The organism is Aeromonas sp. 601039, assembly GCF_049174415.1.
Taxonomy (GTDB): Bacteria; Pseudomonadota; Gammaproteobacteria; order Enterobacterales; family Aeromonadaceae; genus Aeromonas; species Aeromonas veronii_A.
Map to the genome: position 1 here is coordinate 73,694 of NZ_JAAKTL010000010.1, position 26,072 is coordinate 99,765.

General features: G+C 58.5%; 29 protein-coding genes. 17 read left to right on the forward strand and 12 right to left on the reverse strand.

Annotated features, from left to right (window positions below; translation table 11 throughout):
- Positions 1-150 precede the first annotated feature (150 nt).
- The 3 genes from pspA to pspG are packed head-to-tail and all read left to right on the forward strand — an operon-like array spanning position 151 to position 1,286.
- Positions 151-813: a phage shock protein PspA gene (gene pspA / locus G5195_RS10400; protein ID WP_421236109.1), complete on the forward strand. Its 663-nt coding sequence runs from the start codon at positions 151-153 to the stop codon at positions 811-813.
- Between the two features lie 2 nt (positions 814-815).
- Positions 816-1,022, forward strand: a complete 207-nt coding sequence (locus G5195_RS10405; RefSeq protein WP_124241612.1) for a PspC domain-containing protein — start codon at positions 816-818, stop codon at positions 1,020-1,022.
- Positions 1,023-1,067: 45 nt separating this feature from the next.
- Positions 1,068-1,286 carry an envelope stress response protein PspG gene (pspG, locus tag G5195_RS10410; protein ID WP_216952098.1) on the forward strand — a complete coding sequence of 73 codons (219 nt, stop codon included), beginning with the start codon at positions 1,068-1,070 and terminating at the stop codon, positions 1,284-1,286.
- Between the two features lie 79 nt (positions 1,287-1,365).
- Here the strand turns inward: pspG and G5195_RS10415 are convergent, their stop codons facing one another.
- On the reverse strand, positions 1,366-1,710 hold the full coding sequence (locus G5195_RS10415) for a GIY-YIG nuclease family protein (protein ID WP_216952097.1): 345 nt from the start codon (positions 1,708-1,710) through the stop codon (positions 1,366-1,368).
- 45 nt (positions 1,711-1,755) lie between these two features.
- On the opposite strand from G5195_RS10415, the gene G5195_RS10420 reads away from it, so the two are divergent.
- Positions 1,756-2,490, forward strand: coding sequence for a substrate-binding periplasmic protein (locus tag G5195_RS10420; protein WP_216952096.1), 735 nt, complete (start codon positions 1,756-1,758; stop codon positions 2,488-2,490).
- Here the strand turns inward: G5195_RS10420 and rarD are convergent.
- The gene (gene rarD / locus G5195_RS10425; RefSeq protein ID WP_421236110.1) at positions 2,472-3,362 is read right to left on the reverse strand and encodes an EamA family transporter RarD; all 891 of its coding nucleotides are present in this window, start codon (positions 3,360-3,362) and stop codon (positions 2,472-2,474) included. The genes G5195_RS10420 and rarD overlap by 19 nt on opposite strands.
- Before the next feature lie 99 nt (positions 3,363-3,461).
- On the opposite strand from rarD, the gene G5195_RS10430 reads away from it, so the two are divergent.
- On the forward strand, positions 3,462-4,049 hold the full coding sequence (locus tag G5195_RS10430) for a uracil-DNA glycosylase family protein (RefSeq protein WP_224969422.1): 588 nt from the start codon (positions 3,462-3,464) through the stop codon (positions 4,047-4,049).
- A gap of 3 nt (positions 4,050-4,052) precedes the next feature.
- Here the strand turns inward: G5195_RS10430 and G5195_RS10435 are convergent, their stop codons facing one another.
- The gene (locus tag G5195_RS10435; RefSeq protein ID WP_005335858.1) at positions 4,053-4,910 is read right to left on the reverse strand and encodes a DMT family transporter; all 858 of its coding nucleotides are present in this window, start codon (positions 4,908-4,910) and stop codon (positions 4,053-4,055) included.
- A 91-nt stretch (positions 4,911-5,001) separates the two neighbouring features.
- Here G5195_RS10435 and G5195_RS10440 point away from each other — a divergent pair, with 91 nt between their 5' ends.
- Positions 5,002-5,892, forward strand: a complete 891-nt coding sequence (locus G5195_RS10440; RefSeq protein ID WP_021231712.1) for a LysR substrate-binding domain-containing protein — start codon at positions 5,002-5,004, stop codon at positions 5,890-5,892.
- Between the two features lie 7 nt (positions 5,893-5,899).
- Here the strand turns inward: G5195_RS10440 and znuB are convergent, their stop codons facing one another.
- Complete coding sequence (gene znuB, locus G5195_RS10445; protein ID WP_033115078.1) at positions 5,900-6,679, reverse strand: zinc ABC transporter permease subunit ZnuB; 780 nt, start codon at positions 6,677-6,679, stop codon at positions 5,900-5,902.
- A gap of 21 nt (positions 6,680-6,700) precedes the next feature.
- Complete coding sequence (gene znuC / locus G5195_RS10450) at positions 6,701-7,477, reverse strand: zinc ABC transporter ATP-binding protein ZnuC (RefSeq protein WP_421222058.1); 777 nt, start codon at positions 7,475-7,477, stop codon at positions 6,701-6,703.
- 93 nt (positions 7,478-7,570) lie between these two features.
- On the opposite strand from znuC, the gene znuA reads away from it, so the two are divergent.
- The gene (gene znuA, locus G5195_RS10455) at positions 7,571-8,509 is read left to right on the forward strand and encodes a zinc ABC transporter substrate-binding protein ZnuA (RefSeq protein WP_421222057.1); all 939 of its coding nucleotides are present in this window, start codon (positions 7,571-7,573) and stop codon (positions 8,507-8,509) included.
- Positions 8,510-8,576: 67 nt separating this feature from the next.
- Positions 8,577-9,251, forward strand: coding sequence for a transglutaminase-like cysteine peptidase (locus G5195_RS10460; RefSeq protein WP_042052461.1), 675 nt, complete (start codon positions 8,577-8,579; stop codon positions 9,249-9,251).
- On the opposite strand, the gene G5195_RS10465 is transcribed toward G5195_RS10460, so the two are convergent.
- Positions 9,246-10,187 (reverse strand): TAXI family TRAP transporter solute-binding subunit, encoded by a 942-nt coding sequence (locus tag G5195_RS10465; protein WP_421206171.1) that lies wholly within the window; start codon positions 10,185-10,187, stop codon positions 9,246-9,248. The two genes, G5195_RS10460 and G5195_RS10465, sit on opposite strands and share 6 nt — an antisense overlap.
- Positions 10,184-11,482: a LapD/MoxY N-terminal periplasmic domain-containing protein gene (locus G5195_RS10470; RefSeq protein WP_421236111.1), complete on the reverse strand. Its 1,299-nt coding sequence runs from the start codon at positions 11,480-11,482 to the stop codon at positions 10,184-10,186. The genes G5195_RS10465 and G5195_RS10470 overlap by 4 nt, the downstream gene beginning before the upstream one ends.
- A gap of 260 nt (positions 11,483-11,742) precedes the next feature.
- Between G5195_RS10470 and mepM the strand changes: the two genes are divergently transcribed.
- A complete protein-coding gene (mepM, locus tag G5195_RS10475; protein ID WP_421206173.1) occupies positions 11,743-13,080 on the forward strand; it encodes a murein DD-endopeptidase MepM in 1,338 nt (445 codons plus the stop codon).
- 72 nt (positions 13,081-13,152) lie between these two features.
- Here mepM and G5195_RS10480 read toward each other — a convergent pair whose 3' ends face one another.
- A complete protein-coding gene (locus G5195_RS10480) occupies positions 13,153-14,097 on the reverse strand; it encodes a D-2-hydroxyacid dehydrogenase (RefSeq protein WP_266135387.1) in 945 nt (314 codons plus the stop codon).
- A 162-nt stretch (positions 14,098-14,259) separates the two neighbouring features.
- On the opposite strand from G5195_RS10480, the gene G5195_RS10485 reads away from it, so the two are divergent.
- Complete coding sequence (locus G5195_RS10485) at positions 14,260-14,841, forward strand: YjaG family protein (RefSeq protein ID WP_216952088.1); 582 nt, start codon at positions 14,260-14,262, stop codon at positions 14,839-14,841.
- A gap of 71 nt (positions 14,842-14,912) precedes the next feature.
- Here G5195_RS10485 and G5195_RS10490 read toward each other — a convergent pair whose 3' ends face one another.
- Positions 14,913-15,392, reverse strand: a complete 480-nt coding sequence (locus G5195_RS10490; protein WP_216952087.1) for a MarR family winged helix-turn-helix transcriptional regulator — start codon at positions 15,390-15,392, stop codon at positions 14,913-14,915.
- Between the two features lie 163 nt (positions 15,393-15,555).
- Here G5195_RS10490 and G5195_RS10495 point away from each other — a divergent pair, with 163 nt between their 5' ends.
- Together G5195_RS10495 and G5195_RS10500 are read left to right on the forward strand one after the other, a co-directional pair.
- Entirely contained in the window at positions 15,556-16,083 is a 528-nt protein-coding gene (locus G5195_RS10495; protein WP_139747150.1) for a hypothetical protein, read from the forward strand.
- Between the two features lie 9 nt (positions 16,084-16,092).
- Positions 16,093-17,691: a BCCT family transporter gene (locus G5195_RS10500; protein WP_421236112.1), complete on the forward strand. Its 1,599-nt coding sequence runs from the start codon at positions 16,093-16,095 to the stop codon at positions 17,689-17,691.
- Positions 17,692-17,808: 117 nt separating this feature from the next.
- On the opposite strand, the gene G5195_RS10505 is transcribed toward G5195_RS10500, so the two are convergent.
- Positions 17,809-19,047 (reverse strand): multifunctional CCA addition/repair protein, encoded by a 1,239-nt coding sequence (locus G5195_RS10505; protein WP_421236113.1) that lies wholly within the window; start codon positions 19,045-19,047, stop codon positions 17,809-17,811.
- A gap of 237 nt (positions 19,048-19,284) precedes the next feature.
- Here G5195_RS10505 and mutY point away from each other — a divergent pair, with 237 nt between their 5' ends.
- The 3 genes from mutY to mltC all read left to right on the forward strand — a co-directional run bounded on the left by mutY (position 19,285) and on the right by mltC (position 21,836).
- On the forward strand, positions 19,285-20,337 hold the full coding sequence (gene mutY / locus G5195_RS10510; protein WP_421236114.1) for an A/G-specific adenine glycosylase: 1,053 nt from the start codon (positions 19,285-19,287) through the stop codon (positions 20,335-20,337).
- Positions 20,338-20,345: 8 nt separating this feature from the next.
- On the forward strand, positions 20,346-20,618 hold the full coding sequence (locus tag G5195_RS10515; RefSeq protein ID WP_005343152.1) for an oxidative damage protection protein: 273 nt from the start codon (positions 20,346-20,348) through the stop codon (positions 20,616-20,618).
- Positions 20,619-20,732: 114 nt separating this feature from the next.
- Positions 20,733-21,836: a membrane-bound lytic murein transglycosylase MltC gene (mltC, locus tag G5195_RS10520; RefSeq protein ID WP_421236115.1), complete on the forward strand. Its 1,104-nt coding sequence runs from the start codon at positions 20,733-20,735 to the stop codon at positions 21,834-21,836.
- Between the two features lie 85 nt (positions 21,837-21,921).
- On the opposite strand, the gene G5195_RS10525 is transcribed toward mltC, so the two are convergent.
- Positions 21,922-22,308 (reverse strand): YgiW/YdeI family stress tolerance OB fold protein, encoded by a 387-nt coding sequence (locus G5195_RS10525; RefSeq protein ID WP_005335826.1) that lies wholly within the window; start codon positions 22,306-22,308, stop codon positions 21,922-21,924.
- 254 nt (positions 22,309-22,562) lie between these two features.
- On the opposite strand from G5195_RS10525, the gene G5195_RS10530 reads away from it, so the two are divergent.
- On the forward strand, positions 22,563-23,600 hold the full coding sequence (locus tag G5195_RS10530; protein ID WP_421236116.1) for an SGNH/GDSL hydrolase family protein: 1,038 nt from the start codon (positions 22,563-22,565) through the stop codon (positions 23,598-23,600).
- Positions 23,601-23,866: 266 nt separating this feature from the next.
- On the forward strand, positions 23,867-24,904 hold the full coding sequence (gene ompA / locus G5195_RS10535) for a porin OmpA (RefSeq protein ID WP_227341426.1): 1,038 nt from the start codon (positions 23,867-23,869) through the stop codon (positions 24,902-24,904).
- Positions 24,905-25,035: 131 nt separating this feature from the next.
- Here the strand turns inward: ompA and G5195_RS10540 are convergent, their stop codons facing one another.
- The gene (locus G5195_RS10540; RefSeq protein ID WP_069526898.1) at positions 25,036-26,058 is read right to left on the reverse strand and encodes a GGDEF domain-containing protein; all 1,023 of its coding nucleotides are present in this window, start codon (positions 26,056-26,058) and stop codon (positions 25,036-25,038) included.
- Positions 26,059-26,072: the final 14 nt, after the last annotated feature.

Below are 26,072 nucleotides of genomic sequence, written 5' to 3' on the forward strand. Positions count from 1 at the left end.
ACCACCTGGTTGGCTATTTTCACCAATAAACCCTTCTTGAATTTCCTCGGTAAATTCCCATCTATATGTAAAACAACAATAATTTTTCTTGGCACGGCTCTTGTAATGCAATGGGAAGAGATAGCAATCCCATCAACAAGGAGCCAGACCATGAGCGTATTCAGCCGCCTGACCGACGTGATAAATGCCAACCTGCACAGCCTGCTCGACAAGAGTGAAGAGCCGGAGAAGATGCTGCGCCTGATGATCGAAGAGATGGAGCAGGTGCAGGTCGAGATGCGTACCCAGGCCACCCGCGTGATTGCTGAACAGAAACAGCTGGAGCGTCACCAGCAGGGGTTGCAGGCGCAGATCCTGGAGTGGTCGGCCAAGGCCGAGCTCGCCATCCAGAAAGGCCGTGAGGATCTGGCCCGTGCCGCCCTCACCGAGAAGCTGGCGGAGGCCAGGAAATGTGAACAGCTGGAACAGGACAAGGCCCGGGTGGCCGAGGTGCTGGCCCAGCTTACCGCCGACAGCGAGCGACTGGCAGCCAAGCTGACCGAGGCGCGGGAGAAGCAGAAACTGCTGACCCTGCGCGAGCAGACGGCCCACAGCCGCATTCGTGCTCGCGCTCAGGTGGACAACCAGCGCATGCATGAGCTGATGGCGCGCTTTGACGGTTTTCAAGGCCGGGTCGATCAGCTGGAAGCCCAGCTGGAGGCGGCCATTTTGGGGCAGAATCCCTCGCTGGAGGCCCAGTTCCGCGAGCTGGAGCTCAATGACGAGATAGAGCGCGAGCTGGCCCGTCTCAAGGGGCAGAAGGTGGAGGTATAACCATGACTCCCTGGCCCAAGGATCTTGTCCATCGCAAGCTGACTGGCGTTTGCGCCGGCATTGCCCAACGGCTGGGGATCTCCAGAGTGACGGTGCGAGTGGTAGCCCTGCTCGCCCTGATCCTGGTGCCACCGCTGGCACTGGCTGCCTATCTGCTGGCGGTGCTGGTGATGCCGCCCCGTTATGAATTGAAACGCTGGCTGGATTGACCGCAAGGCAGCCCCGCGGCACAGAGAGCCCGTAAGGAGCAAGTTATGCTGGAATTTTTCATCTTGCTGGGAGTGTTGCTGGTCATGGCGCTGACCGGCTTTACCCTGGTGGCCATGCTGCTGGTCAGCGGCGTGTTTGTACTACTGGGGCTGCTGAGCGGCATGCTTGCCCTGATCGTCAAGTTGGCCCCCTGGCTGCTGGTCGCGCTGGCAGTCTGTTGGCTCATCAGCCACCGTCGTCAGCGCAACAATACCTATCTGTAGTTGTGCAACAAGTTATGAAATGCTCCCTGATTTCCCCTTTTCGGCCACTCATCGAGTGGCCTTTTTTTAGCTGTAACCCTTAAGGTCGGGTCGTTTCGGGTAACCACTGCGGGCTCCAGCTCTGCCAGAGTGCCGGGCTGTGGATCAGCTGCTCCTTGAAGGATTTTGGCTGCTGCTTGAGGCGATATTCGAGGCGCAGGGCTGCCCCCTTCTCGCCGACCTCCTGCTGCCAAGCCAGCGTCAAGGGGCCCTTGCCGCGCAGGGCGCGAGCCCCCTTGCCGCTCTGGTGCTGACGCAGACGACGTTGAGGATCCGTGCTGACCCCGGTATAGAGCAGGCCGGTGGCGGTGCGCACCATATAGATAAACCAGCGAGAAGAGGGGGGAGAGGCGTGCGGGGATATCCCGTCAGGAGGTTTTATCATTTGTACTTCTCTGTGCCAAACTCAAAAGCAGTGCAAGGAGGTGCGATGAGAGTCTGGTTCTGGTTGTGGTTACTGTTGTCGGTTCCGGCTCTGGGGGAGACGATCCGTCTCTACGATTACCATCAGCATCCGCCCTTCAATACCGGAGTGGATGCCGGACTGAGCCGCGAGCTGGTCAAGTATCTCAATGAAAAGTTGGGGGGGGAACCCAGAATCGAGCTCTGGCTGGTTAATCGCGCCCGGCTGGCGCTGGAGATGGCGGATCCCGACTTTGATGGCCTGGTGGTCTGGGTCAATCCCGCCTGGGTAGGGGATCCCCATCGCGAACGCTATCTCTGGACCTTTCCGGTGATGCGCGACACCAACGAGCTAATCTCGAACATCGACAAGCCGATCACCTATCGCGGACCCGACTCCCTCAAGGGATTGGTGTTCGGCGGGGTGGAGGGCTACCGCTATCAGGGGATCGACGATGCGGCAGCAAGGGGAGAGCTGGAGCGTCACGATGCCAAGAAGGTGAAGACCAATCTTGAGCTGCTGGTGCGCGGCCGCATCGATGTGACCATGGTGCCTGGCTCCGCGCTGGGCTTTTTCATCGACTCAAACCACTATCAGGGCAAGCTGTTTATCTCGCCATTCCCCCAATCCAGCTATACCCGCCATATCCTGCTGCCCAAATCTCGCCCAGAGCTGCATGCCACCCTCAACGACATCGCCGAGCAGATGGACAAGGATCCCCGCTGGCACAAGGTGCTGGAGTCCTATCGCGGTAAGCCCTGAGGGCGGCGCTTGAGTCGGTGCAGCGGCAACAGGCTCACCAGCAGACCTGCCCAGACAAAGGCGAAACCGACCGCCTTGATGGGGTCAGGCGCCTCACCAAACCAGTAGATGGCGAGCAGGAAGGCGAGGCTGGGCTCGATATATTGCAGCAGCCCCACCGTGCTCATCCGGGTTCTCGCTACTGCGTAGCAGAACAGCCCCACCGGCAGCAGGGTGGCGGGCGCACTGCCCATCAGCAGCAGCTTGTCGGCCAGATCCCCATTCACGAATGCCCCTTCCCCGTGCCACGCCAGCGTGCCGATGATGATCAGCGCGACGGGCAGTTGCACCATGGCTTCCAGATAGAGGCAGGTGCCGGTGTCGTAGTGGATCTTCTTCTTGATAAGGCCATAGCAGGCGAAGTTGGCCCCCATGATGAGGGAGAACCAGGGGAGCTGGCCGTAGCAGAACAGCATGTAGGCGAGACCCGCCAGCGCCAGGGCGACAGCCAGATGCTTTTGCGGGGTGAGTCGCTCTTTGAGGAAGATGACGGCGAATACGATATTGAACAGCGGGGTCATAAAGAAGGCGAGGCTGGTGGTCAGCACTTGCCCGGTAGTGAGGCACCAGGTGAACATGCACCAGCTGATGGACATGACGGGGCCCGCCAGCAGAATGAGGCCGAGCTGGCGCGGTTCGCTGCGCAGTTGTGCCCAAGGCACCTTGTGGCCAAGCAGCAAAAACAGGGCACCCAGCAGCACCACAGACCAGAGCACGCGGTGGGAGATGAGCTCCCACATGTTGACCTCGGGCATGAATTGATAATAGAGCGGCAGCATCCCCCACAGGATGAATGAGAGGGTCGCGGTGCCGGTACCTAGCCAGTTTTTCATTATTTTCCGTTTATTAAATTAAACGCCCATGGCGATAGTAGGGCGCGCGCCCTGTTTCCACAAGAGGGAAAACAGGGAAATGCTGGTACTATCAACGTCATGCAGCGAATCGATAAGTTGTTTGAGCAAATCAGGGCCTGCCGTCTGTGTGAGGCTCATCTGCCGCTGGGGCCTCGTCCGGTGATCCGCGGGGCCGAGAGTGCCCGCCTGCTGATCATCGGTCAGGCGCCCGGCACCCGGGTGCATGCCAGCGGTATCCCGTGGGATGACCCCTCCGGTGACCGGCTGCGTCAGTGGCTCGGGGTCGATAAAACCACCTTCTACGACGAATCCCGCATCGCCATCATGCCAATGGGTCTCTGCTATCCCGGCAAGGGCAAGTCGGGCGATCTGCCGCCCAGACCCGAGTGTGCGCCCACTTGGCATGATAAGGTGTTGATGCTGCTGCCCAATATCGAGTTGACCCTGCTAATCGGTCAATATGCCCAGCATCGCTATCTGGGCAAGGCGGCCAGGGGATCGCTGACCGAGACGGTGCGCAGCTGGGCCGACTATGGCCCCGGCTGGCTGCCGTTGCCGCATCCCTCCCCGCGCAATACCCTCTGGCTCAAAAAGAATCCTTGGTTCGAGGATGAGATCGTCCCCCATCTGCAGCAAAGGGTCGCCCCGCTTCTGGGGAGACCCTGAGTATTAGAGCGCTGGCTCGGCCAGCGGTTTTGGCTTGCTGCGCGCCATGGCGATGAGCGGCAGGACGATGCAGATACAGCCCAGCAGCAGCGGCAGACCGGGCTGCTCGTCAAACAACCATACCCCGATGGCCACCGCCATCAGCAGACCGGTGTACTCCGCCGAGGCGATCTTGCTCGCCTCCGCCTTGCGATAGGCCACCACGCACAATCCCGCATAGACCATGATCAGCGCCGAGGAGCCGAAGGCGGGCCACCACATCTGCCACTGCCAGTCGCCCCCTTCCCACAATGCCAGCGCCAGGATAAAGGGCATGCTCAGCACGTTGGTGAAAAACAGGGTCTGGGCGATGGGCTGCTTGAGCGGGATCCGCTTGATCAGCAGGTTGTTGAGCGCCATCGACAGCGCCACCCCAAGCGCCGCCAGCGCGGCCCAGTTCACCTCGGTCGGGCGCAGCACTATCAATACCCCGATAAACCCGATAACCGCAGTCAGCACCTTCTGGCGCGAGATCGCTTCCCCCGCCATCCACACCGCCAGCGGCACCATCATCAGGGGGGCGGCATAGAAGAGGGCATTGGCGGTAGCTAGCGGCAAGCGGGTGAGGGCCACCACCATCAGGCAGACGCCGACCGCCCAGATATGGGCCCGCAGCAGGTGCCACTTGATGGCCACCGGCGGGTTGCGGCGCCATGACCAGAGCAGCCAGGGCATCAGCAGAATGGCGGCCGAGAGCTGGCGGAAAAAGACAAACTGGAAGATGGGCTGATCCGGCTCCAGCACCTTGACCAGCGCATCGGAAAAAACCGCCACCATATTGCCTAGCACCAGATAAAGGATGCCGATCCCTACTGCATTCATACCACCTCCCACTTCAGATGAGGGGAGGGTAGCGTGCCGGTTGATATCCAGTAAAATGATAAAAAATGACCATTCATGAGATATTTAGATAATGAAGCTTCCTCCCCTGCGTGCGGTGCAATATTTCGAGGTGGTGGCCCGGCTGCTCAGCTTCTCCCGCGCCGCTCTGGAACTGAACGTCAGCCAGAGTGCGGTCAGCCACCAGATCCGTCTGCTGGAGGATTTTCTGGGTGAGCGCTTGCTGCTGCGTCAGGGGCGGTTGCTCTCGCTGACAACCCAGGGGGAGAGCTACTTCGAAGGGATTGCTGCCGGGCTTAGCCAGATTGCCCAGAGCAGCGAGCAACTGCGCGGGGGCGGCGAGATGCGAGTCCGGCTCGCGGTCTACAGCTCGTTTGCGGTGAAGTGGTTGATCCCGCGGTTGGCCGGACTGCGCCAGCTCTATCCCGAGCTGGATTTGAGTCTGGAGATGGTGGCGGAGGATCCCGAGCTATCTGATCGGGTGGCTGACTGCTTTATCACAGTCTCACCCAACGGGCGGGGCTACTGCCACGATCTTATCTATCAGGAGCGGCTCTTTCCGGTCTGCAGTCGCCGCCTGTTGCAGCAGATTAGCGGGGAGTGGCCCGAGGCCATCTGGCAGCTGCCGCTGCTGTCGGTGCAGTCCATTTACAAGGCGCGGGGGGAGGATTGGCAGCGCTGGGCCAAGGCGGGCGGGTTGGTGATCCCGGACGAGGCGCGGATGCACCACTTTAGCCATGTGCTGCTGGCGATGGAGGCAGCGGCCTGGGATCAGGGTGTGGCATTTGTGAATGACTACATGCTGCGGCCCGATGATCCCCAGCTGGTGGCCTTGCCGGTACACCAGCTGGAGACGGGGGATGCCTTCTACTTTACCTGCAAGCGCTCGCGGGCCCATGAGCCCGCCATCAGCCGGTTGCGCCAGTGGCTGATGATGGAGACACGCCAGAGCATGCCGCTCTAGCGCGGCATCAAGCTTTCTTGAACTGGCTTAGGACAAACAGGCTGGTGGCGCAGACGACGACAGAGGGGCCTGCCGGAGTATCTTGATACCAGGAGAGGGTCAATCCACCCAGCACGGCGAGACAGCCAATCAGCGCGGCAAAGCCGGCCATCTGCTCCGGTGTCTGGCTAAAGCGGCGGGCGGTGGCGGCAGGGATGATCAGCAGGGAGGTGATGATCAGCGCCCCGACAAACTTCATCGCTACGGCGATCACCAGCCCGATCAGCAGCATCAGCACGCAGCGCAACACGTCGACCCGGATCCCCTCGACCCGCGCCAGCTCTTCCGAGATGGTCATGGAGAGCAGGGGATCCCAAAGTCGCCACAGGGTGAGCAGCACCAGCGCGCCACCGCCGTAGATCCAGAGCAGGTCCATCGGTTGTACCGAGAGCAGGTCGCCGAACAGGTAGGCCATCAGATCCACCCGCACGTTATCCATAAAACTCAAGGTAACCAGACCGAGAGACAGGGCGCTGTGGGCCAGAATGCCGAGCAGGGTATCGGTCGCCACCTGCTGGTTGCGACTCATGATCACCAATAGCATTGCCATGGCGAGGCAGCAGACCACTACCGCCAGGGTGAGATCGACCTGCAGCAGAATGCCCAGCGCGATGCCGAACAGACAGGCATGGGAGAGGGTGTCGCCAAAATAGGCCATCTTGCGCCATACCACGAAGCTGCCAAGGGGGCCGGCCAGCAGGGCGATGCCGAGACCGGCCGCGAGGGCGTATAACAGAAAGCTGTCCACTTGAATGTCCTGTTGCTTGCGCTATTTACTGTGAGCGTTGTTGCGAGAAGGCAGGCGGATGACGGGGGCCTGCGGTTCATGATGATGGTGTTCGCCGTCGCAGTGGTGATGGTGGGTATAGACCGCCAGCACCTCCTGCTCCGGGCGCCCGAACAGGCGGGCAAATTCGGGATGGCGGGCCACGCTTTCCGGCTCGCCATGGCAGCAGACGTGGCGATTGAGGCAGATCACCTCGTGGGTGCTGGCCATCACCAGATGCAGGTCGTGGGAGACCATCAGCACGGCGCAATTGAACTCGGCGGCGAGCTGGCCGATCAGGGCATAGAGCTCTATCTGGCCGGTGATATCGACCCCTTGCACCGGCTCGTCCAGTACCAGCAGCTCGGGCTTGACCAGCAGGGCGCGGGCCAGCAGCACCCGCTGCATCTCACCGCCGGAGAGTTTTTGCATCCGGTTTTCCAGCAATCTCTCTGCGCCCACCCGGGCCAGAGCTTCCTCGATGGAGAGGCGGCTATTTTTGCCCAGTTGCAGGAAGCGACGCACCGTCAGCGGCAAGGTGGGATCCAGATAGAGGCGCTGCGGTACATAGCCGACTCTCAGGTCGCGGCTGCGGGAGATCTTGCCCGAATCCGGGGTGAGCAGACCCAGCACCAGCTTGCTCAGGGTGCTCTTGCCTGCCCCGTTGGGGCCGACTAGCGTGGTGATTTTGCCTTTATTGAGGGTAAAGGAGACCTTGTCGAGCACAGAGCGTCCATCAAACGAGAGAGAGACCTCTTTCAGCTCTACCAGTTGGCTCATGACAACTCCGGGGTTTACAGCCAGTGAGAGTTATAATATAACAAAAAGCGGCTGTTATATTATCACATACTCACCCCCTGACGAGATTCACCAATGAGAATTATTGCGCTTTTCACTGCCCTGCTGGCGGTGAGTTTGCCTGTTCGTGCCATTGAGGTACTGACCACCATCAAGCCCCTTGGCTTCATCGCTGCGGCGATCACTGACGGGGTGAGCGAGTCCAAGGTATTGCTGCCGACCGGCGCCTCTCCCCACGATTTTTCCCTGCGCCCTTCCGATATTCGCAGCATCAACAGTGCTGGGCTGGTGGTGTGGGTTGGCCCCGAGCTGGAAGGGTTTATGGCCAAGCCGCTGGCCAATCATCCCCATGCTTTGGCCCTGACTCAGGTTGAGGGAATGCCGCTGTTCAACTACGCGACTCAGGATAGTCATGACTCCCATGACCATGATGATCACGATCATGCCGCCCACGAGCACGGTAACCATGATCATGATGAAGGGCATGAGGGACATCATCACGAAGGGGTCGATCCCCATATCTGGCTTGGCCCGACGCAGGCCAAAGTGATTGCCAAGGCGATCGCAAGTGAATTGGGCAAGCTGGATCCGGCCAATCAGGCTCGCTATGACGCCAACCTCGCGGCATTTGATGCCAAGGTGGATGCCAAGGACAAGGTGATTGCTGGCCAGATGAAGGCAGTGAATGAGAAGGGGTACTTTGTCTTCCACGAGGCTTATGGCTACTGGGAGCGCCACTACGGCATGAGTTCAAAGGGTCACTTTACCGTGAGCCCTGAGCGTCGCCCGGGCGCCAAGACGCTAGTGGATATTCGCAAGGCACTGGAAGATAAGCAGGCGAGCTGCATTTATGCCGAGCCGCAATTCTCACCGGCTGTGATCGAATCGGTGGCACGCAATACCGGCGCCAAGGTGCTGTTGCTTGATGAGGTGGGTGAACAGGTACCGCTCGGCCCAGATGGTTATCCCCAATTCATGCAACAACTGGCAGACGCATTCGCCCAGTGTCGCTGATTAGCAGCTGAGCCTCTCATCCGGAGGGACTATACTGACCTCCAGCATCTGACATGGAGTGTCCGGTATGAAATGGTTGCTGATCCCGGCCTGCACGTTGGCGCTATGTTGCGCCAGTGTGCAGGCTTCGCGTCTTTCCGAATATATTGCCAGTCCGGACCTGCGGGCCAAGCTGCAGGAAGTGTATGGTGGCCGGGCCATCCAGCGGGCCGAGGCATTTTCTCGCTTGCTCACCCCCAGAGCGGGTACAACCGACCAGCAGAAGATCGAGCTGGTGAACAACTACTTCAACAATCTCACCTACAGTGAAGACCCCAAGCTGTGGGGAGATGAGGATTACTGGGCCAATCCGCTGGAGTTCATCGGTGCCCGGGGTGGGGATTGCGAGGATTACAGCATCTCCAAGTACTACACCCTGATGGAGCTGGGGGTGGATGAGAAGAAGCTGCGGTTGGCCTACGTCAAGGCGGTGCGTTACAACCAGTTCCACATGGTGACGCTCTACTTCCCGACACCCAAGGCTGATCCACTGGTGCTCGACAACATCAACAGCCGGATCCTGCCGGGTAGCAAGCGTACCGATCTCATTCCCGTTTACAGTTTCGATGCCAAAAGCATCTGGATCATGAAGTCACGGCGGGAAGGGACGCTGGCGGGGAGTGCCGATCGGCTGGCGCAGTGGACATCGATGAAGACCCGTTTCTCCAGCGAGCAACTGCGCTCTCCTCGTCGTCAGCTATAGCTTGCCCGCCGCCTTCAACTCATCGAAATATTTCGCCGCGCCCGGATGCTGTTCAATGCTCAGCACAGGGCCGGTTTTATTGCGTGCCCGGTGAAACATATTGGCGTAGCCATAAGTTTGCTCATTGAATTTGGTTTGCTGGGTCAGCATGGCCTTGGTCAGGCGATAGACAGACTCTTCCGGCATGGTGGCATTGGTAACCAGGGTGGCGGCAATGGCAAAGGTGGGCGTCGCCTTCAGATTGCCGGGGTAGATGCGGGCAGGCACCTGACTGCGTTGGTAATATTTGACACCCTTGAGTAGCTGATCCCGGGTGGCCCCATCGATGGGGAGGAAAGTGACCGCGCAACGTTTGGCGGTGTCGAGCACAATCCGGTTAGGGTGTCCCATCACCAGTGCAAATGCATCGATCTGCTTGCTGCAGAGCGCATCCGGCAGGTTGGCCATGCTCTTCAGATCGAGATCCTGTTCTTTCGCTCCCAAGATGTTGAACAGGGCCAGCGCCGTCTGGCGGGTACCCGAGTTCTTCAACCCCATATCGATGGGGGCGAGCTTGAGCTGTTCCAGTGACGTGATATCTCCATCGGCACGTATCACTATGGTGAAGGGCTCTGCATGGGTGGCAAATAGTGCGCGCAGCTCAGGTTGCGGCTGCGTGGCAAAAGGGCCCAAGCCCTTGCTTGCCTGATACAGCCAGTCTGACTGCACCATGGCGTAGGAGGACTCGCCACTCTTCAGTCGCTTCAGGTTTTCTATTGAACCCGATGAGCTCTGCAGCTTGCACGCAAGTTGCTCGTCGACCTCATGAGCCAGACGGCAAAATTCTTTGGTTATCTGGTGATAAATCCCCTGCTCACCCCCGGTGGTTATAGTGACGGTTTCAGCCATCAGGCAGGGTTGCCACAGCAGGGGCAACAGCATGGCGAGCTTCTTCATGATTGCGTCTCCTTGGCATAACCATCGATACCCCAGGTCCGCAGTTTGTCGATGTCGCGACACTCTCCCGATTCTGCCAGCAGGGTATAACCGGCGGCATGCATGGTCTGGGAGAGCAGATTCCAGTAGAGCGGTTCATCGGTCAGCTGACAGCTGATAAAGATGGGATTGAGCGGGTCAAGTTGATTGAAGGTATCCGCATTGAGGGGAATGGCGCTGAAGGCGAGCTCACACCCCTTTTCCTGCAACGCAGCCAATGTGACTTGGCCATGGGCAGGGAATGTGGCCACATCCCAGCGCCAATCCAGTGTTTTGCCGCGGCCCTGGCTTAGCAGAGGGGCGATTTCTGACCATTGCGGATGATTGAGCAGGGAGAGGGGTAGCAAGATCCCCTCTATATGGGAGCGCTGCCATAACTCCAGGGTGCTATGGATGGTCGCGAGATCGCTGTCGGCTCCGAGGGGCTGACTGGGCAAGAAACGCTGATAGAGGGCGATTTCCCCTTGTGTGGAGACAAATTTTTGCAGTTGCCCGCCTTCCGGCAGTGGACTCACTCCTTGCAGCGGCTGTGGGGGCGTCAGTGGCAGCTGTTTTCCCAGCTGGGTGATTTTGAGTCGTTGTTGCAGCAGATCCCGTTTGCGTTCGGAAACCAATTGGTTGATGGAAAGTGCCACTTCTTTGAGGTCTTGCAACCAGGGGGTGGGCAGGGTGCTGTTGAACTGGTGTTTGCGGATACGGATCAGCTGCAGGTTGATCTGCTCCAGGGGATGCAGCAGGCGTTTGCACACCAGAGAGATGATCAGGGTAAATACGACGAGGCCCGCCAGCAGAGCCAGACCGGTGCGACTGATGGCATTCCACAGATGCTGATAGGCGTAGCCGCTATGTCCCTCAAGGGTCAGAGTGCCCAGCATGCGCCAGCCATCGGTCAACTCTTGCTCAATCTTGACAGGGGGCATGCCGATAACCGAGGGAAGCCAGCCGGGAACATTCTGCTGGGTAGAGTGGAATACCTTCTGAAACAGCACCTGACCATCCGGATCCACCAGCATGACCGAGCTGACGAAACCGCCATCGAACATGGCATTGACGATGGTTTCGGCCAGCACCTGATCATCATTGAGCAGGGTGCCTTGCAGTACCAGTCCAAGGGCTGTGATGGCGGTCTCCAGATTGGCCGACATCTGATCAAGGATTGACTGGCGGACTGTCGTGACTTCCAGTGCAAACAGCAGCGCTGCACCGATCAGGAACAGGACGACAATTATTCTGATTAACAGTTTTGCTAACGACATATCCACTCCATGGAAAAATTATCGCAACATTTGAATTTTTAATGCCGAATCGAGTCCGACCCGGCTCTTAAAAATAGGAAAAAATAGTTAAAAAAGGCGATCATTTCTGCCCATCAGGGCGTGTTATGCATAAAATGTGAGGTTCATGCAGATTGTGATGAACTATTTGTAACTATTTGTGTCCAACAAACAGTTTTATACGGTTTTGTCACAACTGACATCGCAACTCACACTCTTTAGATCTAAATACAGGATAGCGGATGAAACGTCTCCGTCCCTTGGTAGTACAGGCTGCCAATTGGGAACCACCGGTTCCCCGCAAACACTTTTACGCCATGCTGATGCTGACGGCCATGACCCTGTCAGCAGTGGCATTATTGCCAGCTCCGGGTGACATCCTCGAGCGGCCGCTGCGTCTTGAGTTGCCCATTGATACCGCCGGTACGGCAACCAACGAAAACAACACCGACTTTAACGAAATCCCCGATCACGAACTGGTTGATCAGAGTGCGCCGGATGACGACATCCCGGTCGACACCACCCCCCAGTGGCAGGATTACCGGGTCCGCAACGGCGAAAACCTGACCGCCATTTTTAACAATCTCGGTCTCTCCACCACCACCCTCTACAAGGTGCTGGACGCGGACAACAAGAACTATCTGGCGCGCCTCAAGCCGGGCCAGAATATCGAGCTGCTGATCGATCAGGACAACATCCTGCAGCAACTCAAAATCCGCCTGAACATCAAGCAGACTCTGGTGATGGCACGCAGCGATGATGCCTATACCGCCTCCATGATCAATGAGAAGGTCGAGTGGCAACCTCAGCGTTACAACGGCGTGATCAACGGCAGCTTCTATGTCAGTGCCCGCAATGCGGGGATTCCGGCCAATCATATCCAGAAGATTGCCAACCTGTTCCAGTGGCGGATGAACTTTGCCCAGGATCTGAAAAAGGGCGATAAATTCAAGGTGTTGGTACGCCAGGAGACAGTCGAGGGCAAGAGCACCGGTAACAGCCAGCTGCTGGGTGTGGAAATGATCAGTCAGGGCAAGACGGTGTCGGCCTGGCTCTCCGATGATGGCAACTATTACGATGGTCAGGGCAACAGCCTGGAGCGTGGTTTCCGCCGTTATCCGACCCACAGTCGTTACCGGATCAGCTCAAACTTCAACCCCGCGCGCAAGCATCCTGTGACTGGTGCTATCCGTCCCCACGAGGGGACCGACTTTGCCGTTCCGGTGGGTACCCCGGTACTGGCCACGGGTGACGGTGTGGTCCAGAAGGCGACCAGCCACCCGCTGGCGGGTACCTATATCGTCATCAAGCACGGTCGAACCCTCTCTACCCGTTATCTGCACCTGAGCAAGTTGCTGGTCAAAACCGGTCAGCGGGTGAAGATGGGCGACAAGATCGGCCTCTCCGGCAATACCGGTCGCTCGACTGGTGCTCACTTGCATTACGAGCTGCGGATCAACAACCGTCCGGTTAATGCCATGACCGCCAAGCTGCCGATGGCTGAACCGCTCAGTGGCAAGGAGCGTCGCCAGTTCCTGGCCAAGGTGAAGAGCTACCGCAAGGAGCTGGCCGCCGGTTAATCGCTGTAGCCACTAGCTGAAATGAAAAAGCCCCGCCAGACTGGCGGGGCTTTTTTGCATGCGCAGTGTTGGTCAGTAACCCTTGTCGAAGTCAATCTTGCCATCCAGTGGCTGGCCATCGATAAAGCGAATGTAGTTGCGTACAAATATCTGGGCCACATCCTCTGGAAAGCTGTAGGCGCTGTTGTGGGGGGTGACGATGAGGTTGGGTTGTCCCCACAGTGGGCTGTCGGCGGGCAGCGGCTCCTGCTCGAATACATCCAGCACCGCCATTGCCAGCTTGCCGGTACGCAGTGCGGTGAGCAGATCGCCCGAGTGTACGGCGCTGCCACGACCGACGTTGAACAGGATGGCGCCCGGTTTGCAGTGTTCGAAGCGGGCGGCATTGAAGAGATGACGGGTATCGCGGGTGGCAGGCAGCACGCTGACGATGACATCGGCCTGCGCCAGCATCTTGTTGAGCGCAGGCAGCTGATAAACCTGGTCAAACCCGGCACGCTCCCGACCACTGCGGCTGATGCCCAGCACCTTCATACCAAAATGTTTGCCGGTGTGGGCGATATGCTGGCCAATGCTGCCGGTACCCAGGATCAGCATGGTTTTCCCTTTGAGCCCCTGATAGGGGTGACTCTGCCAGAGTCGTTGTCTTTGTTGTTCCCGATAGAGAGGAAGTTGGCGTGTCAGACTGAGCAGATGACCAAAGACATACTCGCTCATCAGCGGGCCGAAGATGCCGCGCACGTTGGTGAGCTGATAGTTGCGACGACTGTCCGGATCGAGCAGCACGTCGACCCCGGCATAGGTGGACTGGAACCAGCTCAGCTTGTTGGCTTTGGGCAGCAGTGGCTTGGCGCGGGCTGGCTCTGCCAGCAGAATATGGGCCTCGCCGATAAGTTGTTCGGCATCGCTCGGGTTGTCGGCCCGCAGAATGCGCAGATGAGGGAGGTTGGCCGCCTTGAGCAGACGTTCGTAGTGAGCATTATCCTGGCTGAGCAAAAGAAGGGTACGTTGGCTCATACTCTTGTTCCTTATCAGAATTTGCGGCGCGACAAGATGCCGCTCTCGTCCCATCTTACCCGAGTTGCCAGCGCAACATAGCCGACCAGGGCGCTTTTTCGTTTTCGCCACGCCCCTCGTGGGCTACAATCTGCCCCACATTTTGCAAAGGATCCGACTCCAGTGTTTGGTGACAAGTTTTATAAGCGACTGGCCGAGCTACAGCCTTGGCAACAGACCGTCTACACCCTGGCGCTGGCAGAGCGCATGTACCCCAACTATGCCCTGTTCAGCCAGGCTTCCGGTTTTGGCAATGCAGATGCCTTCCGGCACGCGCTGGATCAGATGTGGAACTATCTGACCGTCAAGGGCTCACGTGTCAATCTGGGAGCCATTCTCGAAGAGTTAGAAGCCCATATCCCGGATCCCCGCAAGTTTGAATCCTACGGCGCCTATCCGGCGCTGGATGCCTGTGTGGCACTGGGCTGCGCCTACAACTCGGTGATCTGCCGGGTTGGCGAAGAGGCCAACGATGCCAGCCATGCCTCCGTTGGCACTGTGGCCGGTTTTATCGAGCTGCTGGAGGAGCGGGATCTGACAGAAGAGGAGCTCTACGAGCACGAGTACATGGAGGCCGAGCTGGAGTTTCAGGTCGAGTTGCTCAAGCGGGTTGCCCATGAGCGCGACAGCGATCGTATCCTGGCCATCAGAGCATTCGCCTCTCAGGATGGCGTCTCCAATATCGGTATCAGCCTGGAAGAGTAATTATCTCCGGTGCCTGATAGACAAAAGCTCCCGGTCGGGAGCTTTTTTTATGTCTGTCATTCTGTGGCTGTTTAAGCTTGCTCTTCGGTCAGGGGTCTGACGCTCAGCACCGGGGCAGCGTCGATTTCGTCTGCATTCATCATGGTGGAGATGCGTTGCAGGGAGGAGAGCAGCAGGGTCTGTTCCCACGCTTCCAGCGCCTGAAAACGCTGGATGAAGCGCTCTTGCAGCGGGGTCGGGGCCTGGGCCAGCAGGGCGCGGCCTGCGTCAGTCAGTGTCGCGTGAACCTTGCGCTTGTCGGTATTGCTGCGAACGCGCTGCACCAGTTGACGGCTCTCCAATCGGTCCATGATGGTAGTGGCGGTGGCCTGGCTCATGTTGGTGTGATCGGCCAGCTGACGCATGGAGATCTGTCCCAGCTCGTCGATCCCTTTTAGCAGCAATAGTTGCGGGGAAGTGAGCCCGGCTTCTTTGATCAAGCGCCTGGAGTGCATGTCGATGGCACGAATAATCTGGCGCAGGGCGACCAGCACTTCATCATGTTTTTCCATTGGGTGTGCGTCATTGGAAGGCTATGGAGAGGAGCAAAATTTTCCGCCTAATTCGTCACAAGGTCAATATGGTTTTTGATGTAATAATTTCTGCTCTAACTAATTTTGTGTTAGGTTGACGGGCATTTCACGGAATTCACCCTGACATTTGAGGAGCGAAATGATGAATGACGAGCTGGATATCAAGTCTCTGGTGGCCGAGTTACGTGTGGTCAGAGTGCGCTATGAACTGCCGGATACCTCGGCTTTTGTGCGCTATCAGCCTGCCTATGATGAAGACCCCAACAACCTTAAAGTACACCACTATGATGGTGAGTTACCCCTCTCTTGCAGTGAGACAGGTACTTTCAACCTAAAGGAGTTGGTGAACGAATTGCGCTACGCCTATGTGCTGGTGCACCTCTTTCCTGACGAAAGTGCCATGAACTTCTATCTGACCGGCCTCGATACCGGCCTGGCCCAGCTGGAATTCATCGGTGGCTCTTACGACTTCAACCGCCTCTGGATCACCAGCGGTATCTCCAATCTGGGCGTCCCCATGGCCATCTTTCTCGGCAAGCGTCACGCCGTGAACGGCCAGCCCTCGGTTTCGCTGGTAGATCACCGCGAACAGGCGGCTGGCAAGCTGGTCTATCGCGCCATCGGTGGTGCCGGTGATCACGTGGGCGAAGAGTTTTTCAACAACGACTAAGGAGGCTGGATGAGAGCAAGCAAAGGGCTATTTAAAGGCCTCAACCCCACCATGGCCATGACGGCGTTGACCGTCATCACCCTGTTTCTGCTGTTCGGGGTCTTTGTCCCCGAGACGGCCGCCAGCTGGTTTGTCGGGGCCAAGGATCAGATTATTGCCGGGTTCAAGTGGTACTACATTCTGGTGGTCGCCCTGTTCCTGTTCTTCGCCGTCTATCTGATGTTCAGTCGCTTCGGCAACATCCGGCTGGGCGACGACGACCAGGTACCGGAGTTCGGCTACTTCGCCTGGTTCTCCATGCTCTTTAGCGCGGGCATGGGGATCGGGCTGGTGTTCTGGAGCATCGCCGAGCCGATGAACCATCTGCAGGGCAACCCTTTCATTACCGAAGGGATGACCCCGGAGGCGGCCCAGATCGCCATGCGCCTCACCTTTTTCCACTGGGGCCTCCATCCATGGGCAATCTATGTGATCGTCGGCTTGTCGCTCGCCTTCTTCAGCTACCGGCGCAAGCTGCCACTGGCCATTCGTTCCGTGCTCTATCCGCTGCTCGGCGATCGCATCTACGGCTTCTGGGGCCACGCCGCCGACGTGCTGGCGGTATTCGGTACCGTGTTCGGGGTGGCGACCTCCCTTGGACTGGGGGTCTCCCAGATGAATACCGGCCTCAACCAGATGTTTGGTATGGCGGTGTCGCAGTCCAACCAGCTCTGGCTTATCGGTGGCATCAGCCTGATCGCCACCCTCTCGGCGGTCTCCGGGGTCGGGCGCGGGGTGAAGATCCTCTCCGAGCTCAATATCTGGTTGAGCGTCTTCGTGCTCGCGCTCTTTCTGGTGTTGGGGCCGACCACCTATATCCTCAACGCCTATGTGCAGAACATCGGTGATTACCTGCAGAACATCGTCAAACTGAGCTTCTGGACCAACACCGAAGCCAATGGCACCTCGGCCTGGCAGTCGAGCTGGACGGCGTTTTACTGGGGCTGGTGGATCGCCTGGGCGCCGTTTGTCGGCATGTTTATCGCCCGCATCTCCAAGGGGCGTACCATCCGTGAATTCGTGCTCGGCGTGCTGCTGGTGCCTTCGCTGCTCGGCATGTTCTGGCTCACCGTGTTTGGCGGTACGGCGATGAATCTGGAACTGTTTGGCGGCGGCGGTGTGGTCGCGGCGGTCAATCAGGATGTGACGCTGGCGCTCTACAAGACGGTCGAGCTGCTGCACTGGGAGACCTTCGGCTGGATCGCCAAGGCCGTGCTGACCCTGCTTATCTGCACCTACTTCATCACCTCCAGTGACTCGGGCACGCTGGTCATCACCACCCTGCTCTCCATCGGTGATCAGGAGCCGCCGGTACTGCACCGCGCCGTATGGGGTCTGGGGCAGGGGCTGGTTGCCGCCATCCTGCTGGTCTCTGGCGGCCTGGCAGCCTTGCAGGCGGCCAGCATCATAGCGGCGCTGCCGTTCTCGGTGATCATGTTGGCGATGTGCTATTCGCTGATGCTGGGGCTCAAGCAAGAGAGCCAGCGCCAGTTTGAGTATCGTCAGAACCTCAAGCGCCACGATGGCTCATCCCATATGAGCCTGATGGAGCGAATTGGTCCGGCATAACGGCACCAGCAGGGGTTAGCGCCCCTCACATATCAATCTGGATGGAAAACGGCCGCCCTGGCGATGCTCTCCTTGCGGAGCTCATCATCAGGGCGGCCGTCTGTTATGGGGCCGAGGTTACTCCTCGATAAAGGTCCACTCATCCTTGACCCGGCTGATGGCATCAGTCCGCTTTTTGGCGAGCTGCTCCTTGATCTCTTCCCCTTTGAAACCGGCCGCCACTATCTCTTTCACCGGCACCGCCTGGGCGGCAGCCAGCGCTTCGGCCACATAGTCCGGCTCGGCGTAGACCCGCTCCTCGAAACCTGTGCGGCCGTGGAAGTCGGCGCGGCAGGCATCCAGCAGTTGGGCAAAGCGCTCGGGGCGGCGCCAGGCATCCGCCTTGTCGAACACCTTGAGCAGGGTAGCGGGCTTGAGCTCAAAGGCGATGTGGATGTGGGTATGCAGATCGCTCACCAGCAGCGCCAGATCCCGGCACTCGTTGGGTACCCGGAACCGTTCGCACAGGGCGCTAATAAGCGGCAGCCCCTTCTGGCCATGACCGTGATGGCTTGGCCAGAACTCCTTGGGGGTTACTCCCTTGCCAAGGTCGTGGCAGAGGGCGGCAAAGCGGACGGTCAATTCCGGGGAGATCCGGCACGCCTGCTCCAGCACCATCAGGGTGTGGATGCCGGTGTCGATCTCCGGGTGCCACTTGGCCGGGGCGGGGACGCCGAACAGCGCATCAATCTCTGGGAACAGCGCCTTCAGGGCGCCGCACTGGCGCAGCACCTCGATAAAGATCTGCGGGGTTGGCCCCAGCAGCACTTTTTCCAGCTCCTTCCAGACTCGCTCCGGCGTGAGGTGGGCCAGCTCACCAGCGGCCGTCATCTCGCTCATCAGGGCGAGGGTCTCCGGCGCTATGGTAAAGCCCTGAGAGTGGAAGCGGGCGGCGAAGCGGGCGACCCGCAAGATGCGCAGCGGATCTTCGGCAAAGGCAGGGGAAACGTGGCGCAGTAGCCGTTTTTCCAAATCCTCGATGCCACCGTAGGGATCGTGGAGCTGGCCCTGATCATCTTCGGCGATGGCGTTGATGGTGAGATCACGGCGCAGCAGATCCTGTTCCAGCGTCACATCGGGGGCGGCGTGGCAGACAAAACCGGTGTAGCCCTGACCCTGTTTGCGTTCGGTACGGGCGAGCGCATACTCCTGCTGGGTTTTGGGGTGAAGAAATACCGGAAAGTCGCGACCGACCTGGGTAAAACCCAGCGCCAGCATCTGTTCCACGGTGGCACCGACCACCAGATGATCCCTGTCGCCCTGCGGCAATCCCAGCAGGCGATCCCGCACTGCGCCCCCAACCAGATAAGTCTGCAAACCGTCTCTCCCGTCATCAATCGTGGGGCCGAGTATATCGTCTTTGTTACCGCTTTGCTGCCTGACCACCACCTGCCCGCAGCGCCAGTCAGCGCGGCTTTGACTTGGCCGTGACGAGGCCTTACGCTGCCGCACCAGACAGCTGGCGCTGTGCTGCGGGATGACTTTATGCCCGCGCAGGCCAGATGAGCCGAAGGAACCGCAGAGTTCCCCTTATATCAACGACATGAGAACAACGTGAATCAATCAACCTTCGCAAGCCGGGTTCTGGAGTGGTACGAGCTTCATGGCCGCAAAACCCTGCCCTGGCAGCAGGAGAAGACCCCTTACCGAGTCTGGGTCTCGGAGATCATGCTGCAGCAGACTCAGGTCGCTACAGTCATCCCCTATTACCAGCGTTTTATGGCGCGCTTCCCCGATGTGGCGGCGCTGGCCGATGCCCCCGTCGACGAGGTGCTGCACCACTGGACCGGGCTTGGCTACTATGCCCGGGCCCGCAACCTGCACAAGGCGGCCCAGCAGATCCGCGACCATCACCACGGCCTCTTTCCCGAGCGCTTTGACGAGGTGATGGCGCTGCCGGGGATTGGTCGTTCTACCGCCGGGGCCGTGCTGTCGCTCTCTCTGGGTCAGCCCCACGCCATCCTTGATGGCAACGTGAAGCGGGTGCTCACCCGCTGGCTGGCGCTGCCGGGCTGGCCCGGCCAAAAACAGGTGGAGAACGAGCTGTGGGAGATCGCCATCCGGCTGACTCCCAAACTGGGGGTGGCGCAATACAATCAGGCAATGATGGATATCGGGGCCACTATCTGCACCCGCAGCAAGCCAGCCTGTGATCGCTGTCCGGTGCGGGCCGATTGCCAGGGGCTGTCGCAAGGCAAGCCTACCGCTTATCCCAACAGCAAGCCCAAGAAGAGCATTCCGGCCCGCGATGGCATCATGCTGCTGATCCGTCACGGCGATGAGTTGCTGCTGGAGAAGCGGCCGCCACAGGGGATCTGGGGCGGGCTCTACTGCTTCCCGCAGGTGGCCTCGCTGGCGGAGGTGGAGGGTCTGCTGGCGTCCCTTGGCCTGAGTCATCACGGTTATCGGGAACTGGCCGGTTTTCGCCATACCTTCAGCCACTTCCATCTCGATATTCAGCCGTTGCTGATTGACATTGATGAGGCGCAGCCGCTGCGGCTCATGGAAGCAGATAACCGACTCTGGTATAACTTACGCCATCCTGCCGAGGTGGGGCTGGCGGCCGCCACGGCTCGTCTGCTCGCCTATCCAGAGTTACAACCATAGAGGTCAACATGAGCCGTACTGTATTTTGCCAACGCCTGAAAAAAGAGGGCCCGGGTCTGGATTTCCAACTCTATCCCGGTGAGCTCGGCAAGCGGATTTTTGACAACATCAGCAAGGAAGCCTGGGCCGAGTGGCAGAAGAAGCAGGTGATGCTGATCAACGAGAAAAAGCTCAACATGATGAATCTTGAGCATCGCCAACTGCTGGAAAAAGAGATGGTCAGCTACCTGTTTGATGCAGGTGAAGTGCAGATCGAAGGTTACACCCCTCCCAGCCAGTAAACGATTGAACTGTAGTACCTGTGAGCGGGGAGTGGGCCAAAGGTGGCTAGCCTCCCCTTGTTTACTCGCGGCATATGAATGATGGGCGGCAGTGCCGCCCGGTTTGAGGATCCTATGGGCCGAATTTTCTGGCTGCTCTGCACCCTGCTGTTTCTCTCTGCCTGCTCATCCTCCCCCAAGCCCAGCGGGAATGAGGATGACGATCTCGTCAACGGCAAGGACATCCGCGGCTTTGAACACATGATCAGTGCGCTTTCCCATAACGTGAACGAAATATGGGGGCGAGAGGCGCTGTTTGCGGGCAAGTTTGACTACGTCAAATACACGGATCAGTACAAGAGCCGGGCCCATATCGACTTCTCCAGCGGCCATATCATGGTCGAGACTGTCTCCGGCATCGACCCGCGCGCTCACCTGCGCCGCGCCATTATCGAGACCCTGCTGACGCCGGACGATCCAGCCGAAGTGGATCTTTACTCCGATCGGGAAATCATGCCCGGTGGCGAGCCTTTCCTCTACGGTCAGGTGCTGGACAATCAGCGCCAGCCTATTCGTTCATCCTGGCGTGCCGAGCGCTACGCCGACTATCTGCTCAACACGGCGATGAAGAAGCGTACCTTGGGGATTCGCACCATCTTCTTCGTCGATATTCCAATGGTGGCCAACCACGAAGACAGGCGGGGCTACAAGTATGCCAGCCTGATCCGTGAAGCCTCCCGCAAATACGGGGTCTCTGAAAGCCTGATTTATGCGGTGATCAAGACCGAGAGCAGCTTCAACCCCTATGCGGTGAGCCATGCCAATGCTTATGGCCTGATGCAGGTGATCCCGGCCACCGCGGGTCGTGATGTCTATGTGCGGGTCAAGGGCAAGAACGGCCAGCCAACCCGGGAGGAGCTGTTCAACCCGGCCTACAACATCGATGTCGGTACCGCCTATCTGCACCTGTTGCAGACCGTCTATCTGGCAGATATCCAGGATCCCCAGTCCCGCCGCTATGCGGTGATCTCCGCCTATAACGGCGGTGCTGGCGGAGTGCTCAACACCTTCTCCAGCGATCGCAAGGCGGCGCCGGGCCGGATCAACCGGCTCTCCCCCGAGGCGGTCTATCAGGTACTGACCGAGCAGCATCCGAAGGCAGAGGCGCGCCGCTATCTCTACAAGGTCAATCAGGCCGAGAGGGGATTCAAGAGAGCCTTTGCTAGTCGGGCCGGTTAAGCTGTGACGCTGGGTTAACCATGCAAAAGGGCGCTTGATATCAAGCGCCCTTTTAACGTCTGGCCAGTTCGTCGTTGAAGTGGCCTTATTTGGCGATAAAGCCGCCCTTGGTCTGCGGGGCCGCGCCCACTTTCTCCAGGGTTTTCACTTCCACTTCGGTTTTGTTCCAGCTGTGGTCCACTTCACCACGGATACGGATCTGATCATCCGGGCCCACTTCGGTGCCGCGCCACACATCCTGATCCACTTCGACCTCCACCTCACCGCTGGCATCACGGAACAGATAATTCTCGCCGCCCAGGTGCTTGACCAGTTTCCCTTCCAGGGTGGCCCAGCTGTCATCGGCCAGATCTTTCAGTTGAGCAACGGAAACCTTGTTCTGCTCCTGCGGGCCGGTATAGGCCGCCATGGCAAAAGAGGAGACAGACATCAGGGTCAACAGTCCGATTACGCTTGCGCTTGCCTTGTTCATTTCATACTCCTGTCGTTGGTATGAGGGCATTGTGCCGGGGGGGGCGTGAAACAAGCGTGAAAGAAATAGGCTGGTGTGATTGTCTGTTTTGTGAGCGCAAGCGATTTCATCGGTGGCGGAACATGTGTGATTTCATCTGGAACTGTAATCTGTCGCCTTCACCAGAAGTCAGTGGCAGCAGACTCTTCCCATGCCTGTCGCCACTCGAGGAGAAGTCCGCAGGTCTCACCTGCTTAATCGAAGAGCATAACAATATGAAAAAATGGCTTGTTTGTTTATTGGGGTTAATGGCATTGACCGCGCAAGCGGCAGAGGGACGCCAACCTTTTTCCCGGGTTGTGATGTTTGGTGACAGCCTCTCCGACACCGGCAAGATGTACAAAAAGATGCGGGGGTATCTCCCCTCCAGCCCACCCTACTTCAACGGGCGCTTCAGCAACGGCCCGGTGTGGCTGGAGCAGTTGGGTGACGAGCGTTTCCCCGGTCTGGTCGTGGCCAACGAGGCGGAAGGCGGTGCAACGGCGGTGGCCTATAACCATCTGGGGGCTCTGAACGGCTGGCTCGGTTTCTGGTCCTGGGATCCCAAATATCAGGTGATCAATAATCTCGATTACGAGATCGATCAGTTCCTGAAAAAGGACAAGTTCCGCCCCGATGATCTGGTGGTGATCTGGGTCGGTGCCAACGACTATCTGGCCTATGGCTGGAACACCGAGCGGGATGCGGATCGGGTGATCGATACCATCCGGCTGGCATCCAACCGGTTGGTGCTCAACGGCGCGCAGCAGATCCTGCTGTTCAACATTCCTGATCTGGGGCAGACCCCGTCAGCCCGCAGCATGAAGGTGGTGGAGAAGGTGCGCCATGTGGCCAGCTACCACAACCAGAAGTTGCAGAACCTCACTCGCGAGCTGGCTCCCCTTGGCATCGTGAAGCTGTTCGAAGTGGACAAGCAGTTGGACGAGATGATGCGCGATCCTCAGCAGTTCGGGCTGAGTGACACAGAACACGCCTGCTACGGTGGCGGCTATACCTGGAAGCCGTTCTCCGGCAGCGCCGCCGAGGTGGCTGCGACCCCGGCTTTAAGTGTCTCCGAAAGAGTGGCTATTGCCGGTAACCCGATCCTGGCGCAGGCGGTGGTGAGCGGGCAGGCAAAAGGGCGAGCAGCGACTCTCAACTGCGATGAGCATATGTTCTGGGATCAGGTGCATCCGACCAAGACGGTGCACAAGGTATTGAGCCAGCGAGTCGCTGATTTTATCGATCAGCACTACGAGTTTATCCATCGCTGATACATGCAAGGGCTGGCGGAGGCTGGCCCTTTTCTCACCCGTCAGTCTGGGTAGAACGCTCGTTTTGCGACATTGTCCGCTCAAATAACAGACGCTTGTTGCTGTTTTTGTAACAAGTTTGCGTTACAGTGTTTTTTGTTAATTGATATCAGGGACTTGAAAATAGGCTAACGTTTATCTGCAGTGATCGCTTTTGGGCGATTGCGCCTAGAAGACGAGTTGATATCAATCAACCTCCTCCTACACAAAGTTGCAGAGGCTCAGATATGAAAAAATCATTGATTACCTTGCTGGTTACCGGCTTGCTGGCGGCCAATGCCCAGGCGGCCGGTCAGGACAACACCTGGTATGGCGGTGCCAAACTGGGTTGGTCCAACTTCTACGGCATTGATGAAAGCAATGCCCTGACGCTTGGCAATGAGACCAACGATGCCCTGGGTGCGGGTGTGTTCGGCGGCTATCAGATCAACAAAAATCTGGGGCTGGAGCTGGGTTACGACTACCTGGGCAATTACAAATACGATGCGACTACGGCGGCAGGCGCTTTCAGTGATGAAGTGAAAGCACAGCTGGCCCAACTGACCCTGAAACTGGGTTTCCCGGTTACCGATAATCTGGATCTGTATGGCCGTGTCGGTGGCGGTTATGGCTGGGCTGATACCAAGAGCGATCTCTACAAGGATGACAGCCGCTTTGTCATGGTCGGTGCTCTGGGTGCCGAGTATGCGTTTAACCTCGACTGGGCTGCTCGCCTGGAGTACCAGTACACCACCCCGTATGGCAGCCGTGATGATACCGGCCTGAGAATGGATAACGGCCTGCTCTCGCTGGCAGCGGTTTATCGCTTTGGTCAGGTTGCCCCCGTGGCACCCGCTCCGGCACCAGCCCCGGCTCCCGAGCCTGTGATGGTCGAGAAGCAGTTCACCCTGAGCTCCGATGTGCTGTTTGACTTCAACAAGGCGACCCTCAAGCCAGAGGCCAGTCAGGCTCTGGATAGCCTCTACAGCCAGATTGAAGAGGCTCGACCCAAAGATGGCGTGGCAACCGTAATTGGTCACACCGACCGTATCGGTTCCGATGCCTACAACCAGAAACTCTCCGAGCAGCGTGCCCAGACCGTCGCCAACTATCTGGTTGGTAAAGGGATCCCGGCCGCCAAGATCAATGTGGAAGGGCGTGGTAAATCCTCACCGGTTACCGGCGACAGCTGCGTCAGCAAGTCCAAGCGTGAGCTGATCGTCTGCCTAGCTCCGGATCGCCGTGTTGATGTGAAAGTCGAAGGTGTCAGCGAGGTGCAGGAGTAATCCTTCACACTGAGCAGGTTTCCAATGGGGCTGGAATGAACAGCCCCTGTCGGAGCAAGAGAGACCAAAAAGCCAGTCAGTTGATCTGACTGGCTTTTTACATTGGCATTGCGGTCGGGCAGGGGACTAAATCAGGAAGGGAGTGGCATCACCCGGTTGCGCCCCAGCTCCTTGGCCTTGTAGAGCAGCTTGTCGGTACGTTCGACCAGGCTGTCAGCGCTCTCCTGACCGTTGAACTCGCCCACGCCAAACGAGGCTGTGATGTGGTCGATGCGGCGGCCCGATTTGCGATCCAGAATCGACATCCGCTCGATGGCGCGGCGCATGCTCTCCGCCATCTGTCTGGCCAGCGCCAGCGAGCGATGGGGGACCAGCATGGCGAACTCCTCCCCACCCAGCCGATAGGCGGTGACCCCCTCCTTGCAGGCATCGCGCAGCCGTTTGCTGAAGGCGCGCAGCACCTGATCGCCGAGCAGGTGCCCATATTCGTCGTTGAAGTTCTTGAAGCGATCGATATCAGCAAGGATCAGCGAGAAGGGGTGCTGGCTGCGGATCAACCCCTCCAGCTCCAGATCGAAGGCGCGGCGGTTGAGCAGGTTGGTGAGGGCATCCTCGTTGGCCAGCTTGCGCGTCTCGTTGAGCGCGGCCCGCAGCTCCTTGATCTCTTTCTCCGCATTGCTGAGCTGGTTGCGAAAGTGCATGGTGGACATGCGCACATCCCTCGATTCGCGCACCAGCTCCCGCAGGATCCCCATGGTGTCTTCCAGGCTGAAGCCCTCGTCATCAATGCGGCTGAGCTTGTCAAAACTCTTGTCGAGCATCTCCTGAAACATGCCGGTATCGGAGATGGCGTCCTGCATGGAGTGGCCTAGCTCGTTGGCCATGGCGGCGAGGCTCAGTTTCATCGCCTCCATCTGCTTTTCGTCCTGAGCGGCCAGATACTGGTGATAGAGCCGCTCGCAGGTGGTGAGCGAGCAGGTTCCCTGCATTTTGACTGCCTGATCGATCGCTTGGTTGAGCTCGGGCATGCTGGCCGAGACATAGTTGTACCACAGGTGGTAATTGTCCGGCGTCGTGGGGATCTGGTACTTGATCATCAAAGGGACCGCCTGTTTGAGATAGGCGGCAGATTGGGCAAATGTGTCCTTACTCATGAGTTCTGTGTCTC

Coding starts and splice junctions, on each gene's coding strand:
- pspA (WP_421236109.1), top strand. CDS start 151: ATGAGCGTATTCAGCCGCCTGACCGACGTGATAAATGCCAACCTGCAC.
- G5195_RS10405 (WP_124241612.1), top strand. CDS start 816: ATGACTCCCTGGCCCAAGGATCTTGTCCATCGCAAGCTGACTGGCGTT.
- pspG (WP_216952098.1), top strand. CDS start 1,068: ATGCTGGAATTTTTCATCTTGCTGGGAGTGTTGCTGGTCATGGCGCTG.
- G5195_RS10415 (WP_216952097.1), bottom strand. CDS start 1,710: ATGATAAAACCTCCTGACGGGATATCCCCGCACGCCTCTCCCCCCTCT.
- G5195_RS10420 (WP_216952096.1), top strand. CDS start 1,756: ATGAGAGTCTGGTTCTGGTTGTGGTTACTGTTGTCGGTTCCGGCTCTG.
- rarD (WP_421236110.1), bottom strand. CDS start 3,362: ATGAAAAACTGGCTAGGTACCGGCACCGCGACCCTCTCATTCATCCTG.
- G5195_RS10430 (WP_224969422.1), top strand. CDS start 3,462: ATGCAGCGAATCGATAAGTTGTTTGAGCAAATCAGGGCCTGCCGTCTG.
- G5195_RS10435 (WP_005335858.1), bottom strand. CDS start 4,910: ATGAATGCAGTAGGGATCGGCATCCTTTATCTGGTGCTAGGCAATATG.
- G5195_RS10440 (WP_021231712.1), top strand. CDS start 5,002: ATGAAGCTTCCTCCCCTGCGTGCGGTGCAATATTTCGAGGTGGTGGCC.
- znuC (WP_421222058.1), bottom strand. CDS start 7,477: ATGAGCCAACTGGTAGAGCTGAAAGAGGTCTCTCTCTCGTTTGATGGA.
- znuA (WP_421222057.1), top strand. CDS start 7,571: ATGAGAATTATTGCGCTTTTCACTGCCCTGCTGGCGGTGAGTTTGCCT.
- G5195_RS10460 (WP_042052461.1), top strand. CDS start 8,577: ATGAAATGGTTGCTGATCCCGGCCTGCACGTTGGCGCTATGTTGCGCC.
- G5195_RS10465 (WP_421206171.1), bottom strand. CDS start 10,187: ATGAAGAAGCTCGCCATGCTGTTGCCCCTGCTGTGGCAACCCTGCCTG.
- G5195_RS10470 (WP_421236111.1), bottom strand. CDS start 11,482: ATGTCGTTAGCAAAACTGTTAATCAGAATAATTGTCGTCCTGTTCCTG.
- mepM (WP_421206173.1), top strand. CDS start 11,743: ATGAAACGTCTCCGTCCCTTGGTAGTACAGGCTGCCAATTGGGAACCA.
- G5195_RS10480 (WP_266135387.1), bottom strand. CDS start 14,097: ATGAGCCAACGTACCCTTCTTTTGCTCAGCCAGGATAATGCTCACTAC.
- G5195_RS10490 (WP_216952087.1), bottom strand. CDS start 15,392: ATGGAAAAACATGATGAAGTGCTGGTCGCCCTGCGCCAGATTATTCGT.
- G5195_RS10495 (WP_139747150.1), top strand. CDS start 15,556: ATGAATGACGAGCTGGATATCAAGTCTCTGGTGGCCGAGTTACGTGTG.
- G5195_RS10500 (WP_421236112.1), top strand. CDS start 16,093: ATGAGAGCAAGCAAAGGGCTATTTAAAGGCCTCAACCCCACCATGGCC.
- G5195_RS10515 (WP_005343152.1), top strand. CDS start 20,346: ATGAGCCGTACTGTATTTTGCCAACGCCTGAAAAAAGAGGGCCCGGGT.
- mltC (WP_421236115.1), top strand. CDS start 20,733: ATGGGCCGAATTTTCTGGCTGCTCTGCACCCTGCTGTTTCTCTCTGCC.
- G5195_RS10525 (WP_005335826.1), bottom strand. CDS start 22,308: ATGAACAAGGCAAGCGCAAGCGTAATCGGACTGTTGACCCTGATGTCT.
- G5195_RS10530 (WP_421236116.1), top strand. CDS start 22,563: ATGAAAAAATGGCTTGTTTGTTTATTGGGGTTAATGGCATTGACCGCG.
- ompA (WP_227341426.1), top strand. CDS start 23,867: ATGAAAAAATCATTGATTACCTTGCTGGTTACCGGCTTGCTGGCGGCC.
- G5195_RS10540 (WP_069526898.1), bottom strand. CDS start 26,058: ATGAGTAAGGACACATTTGCCCAATCTGCCGCCTATCTCAAACAGGCG.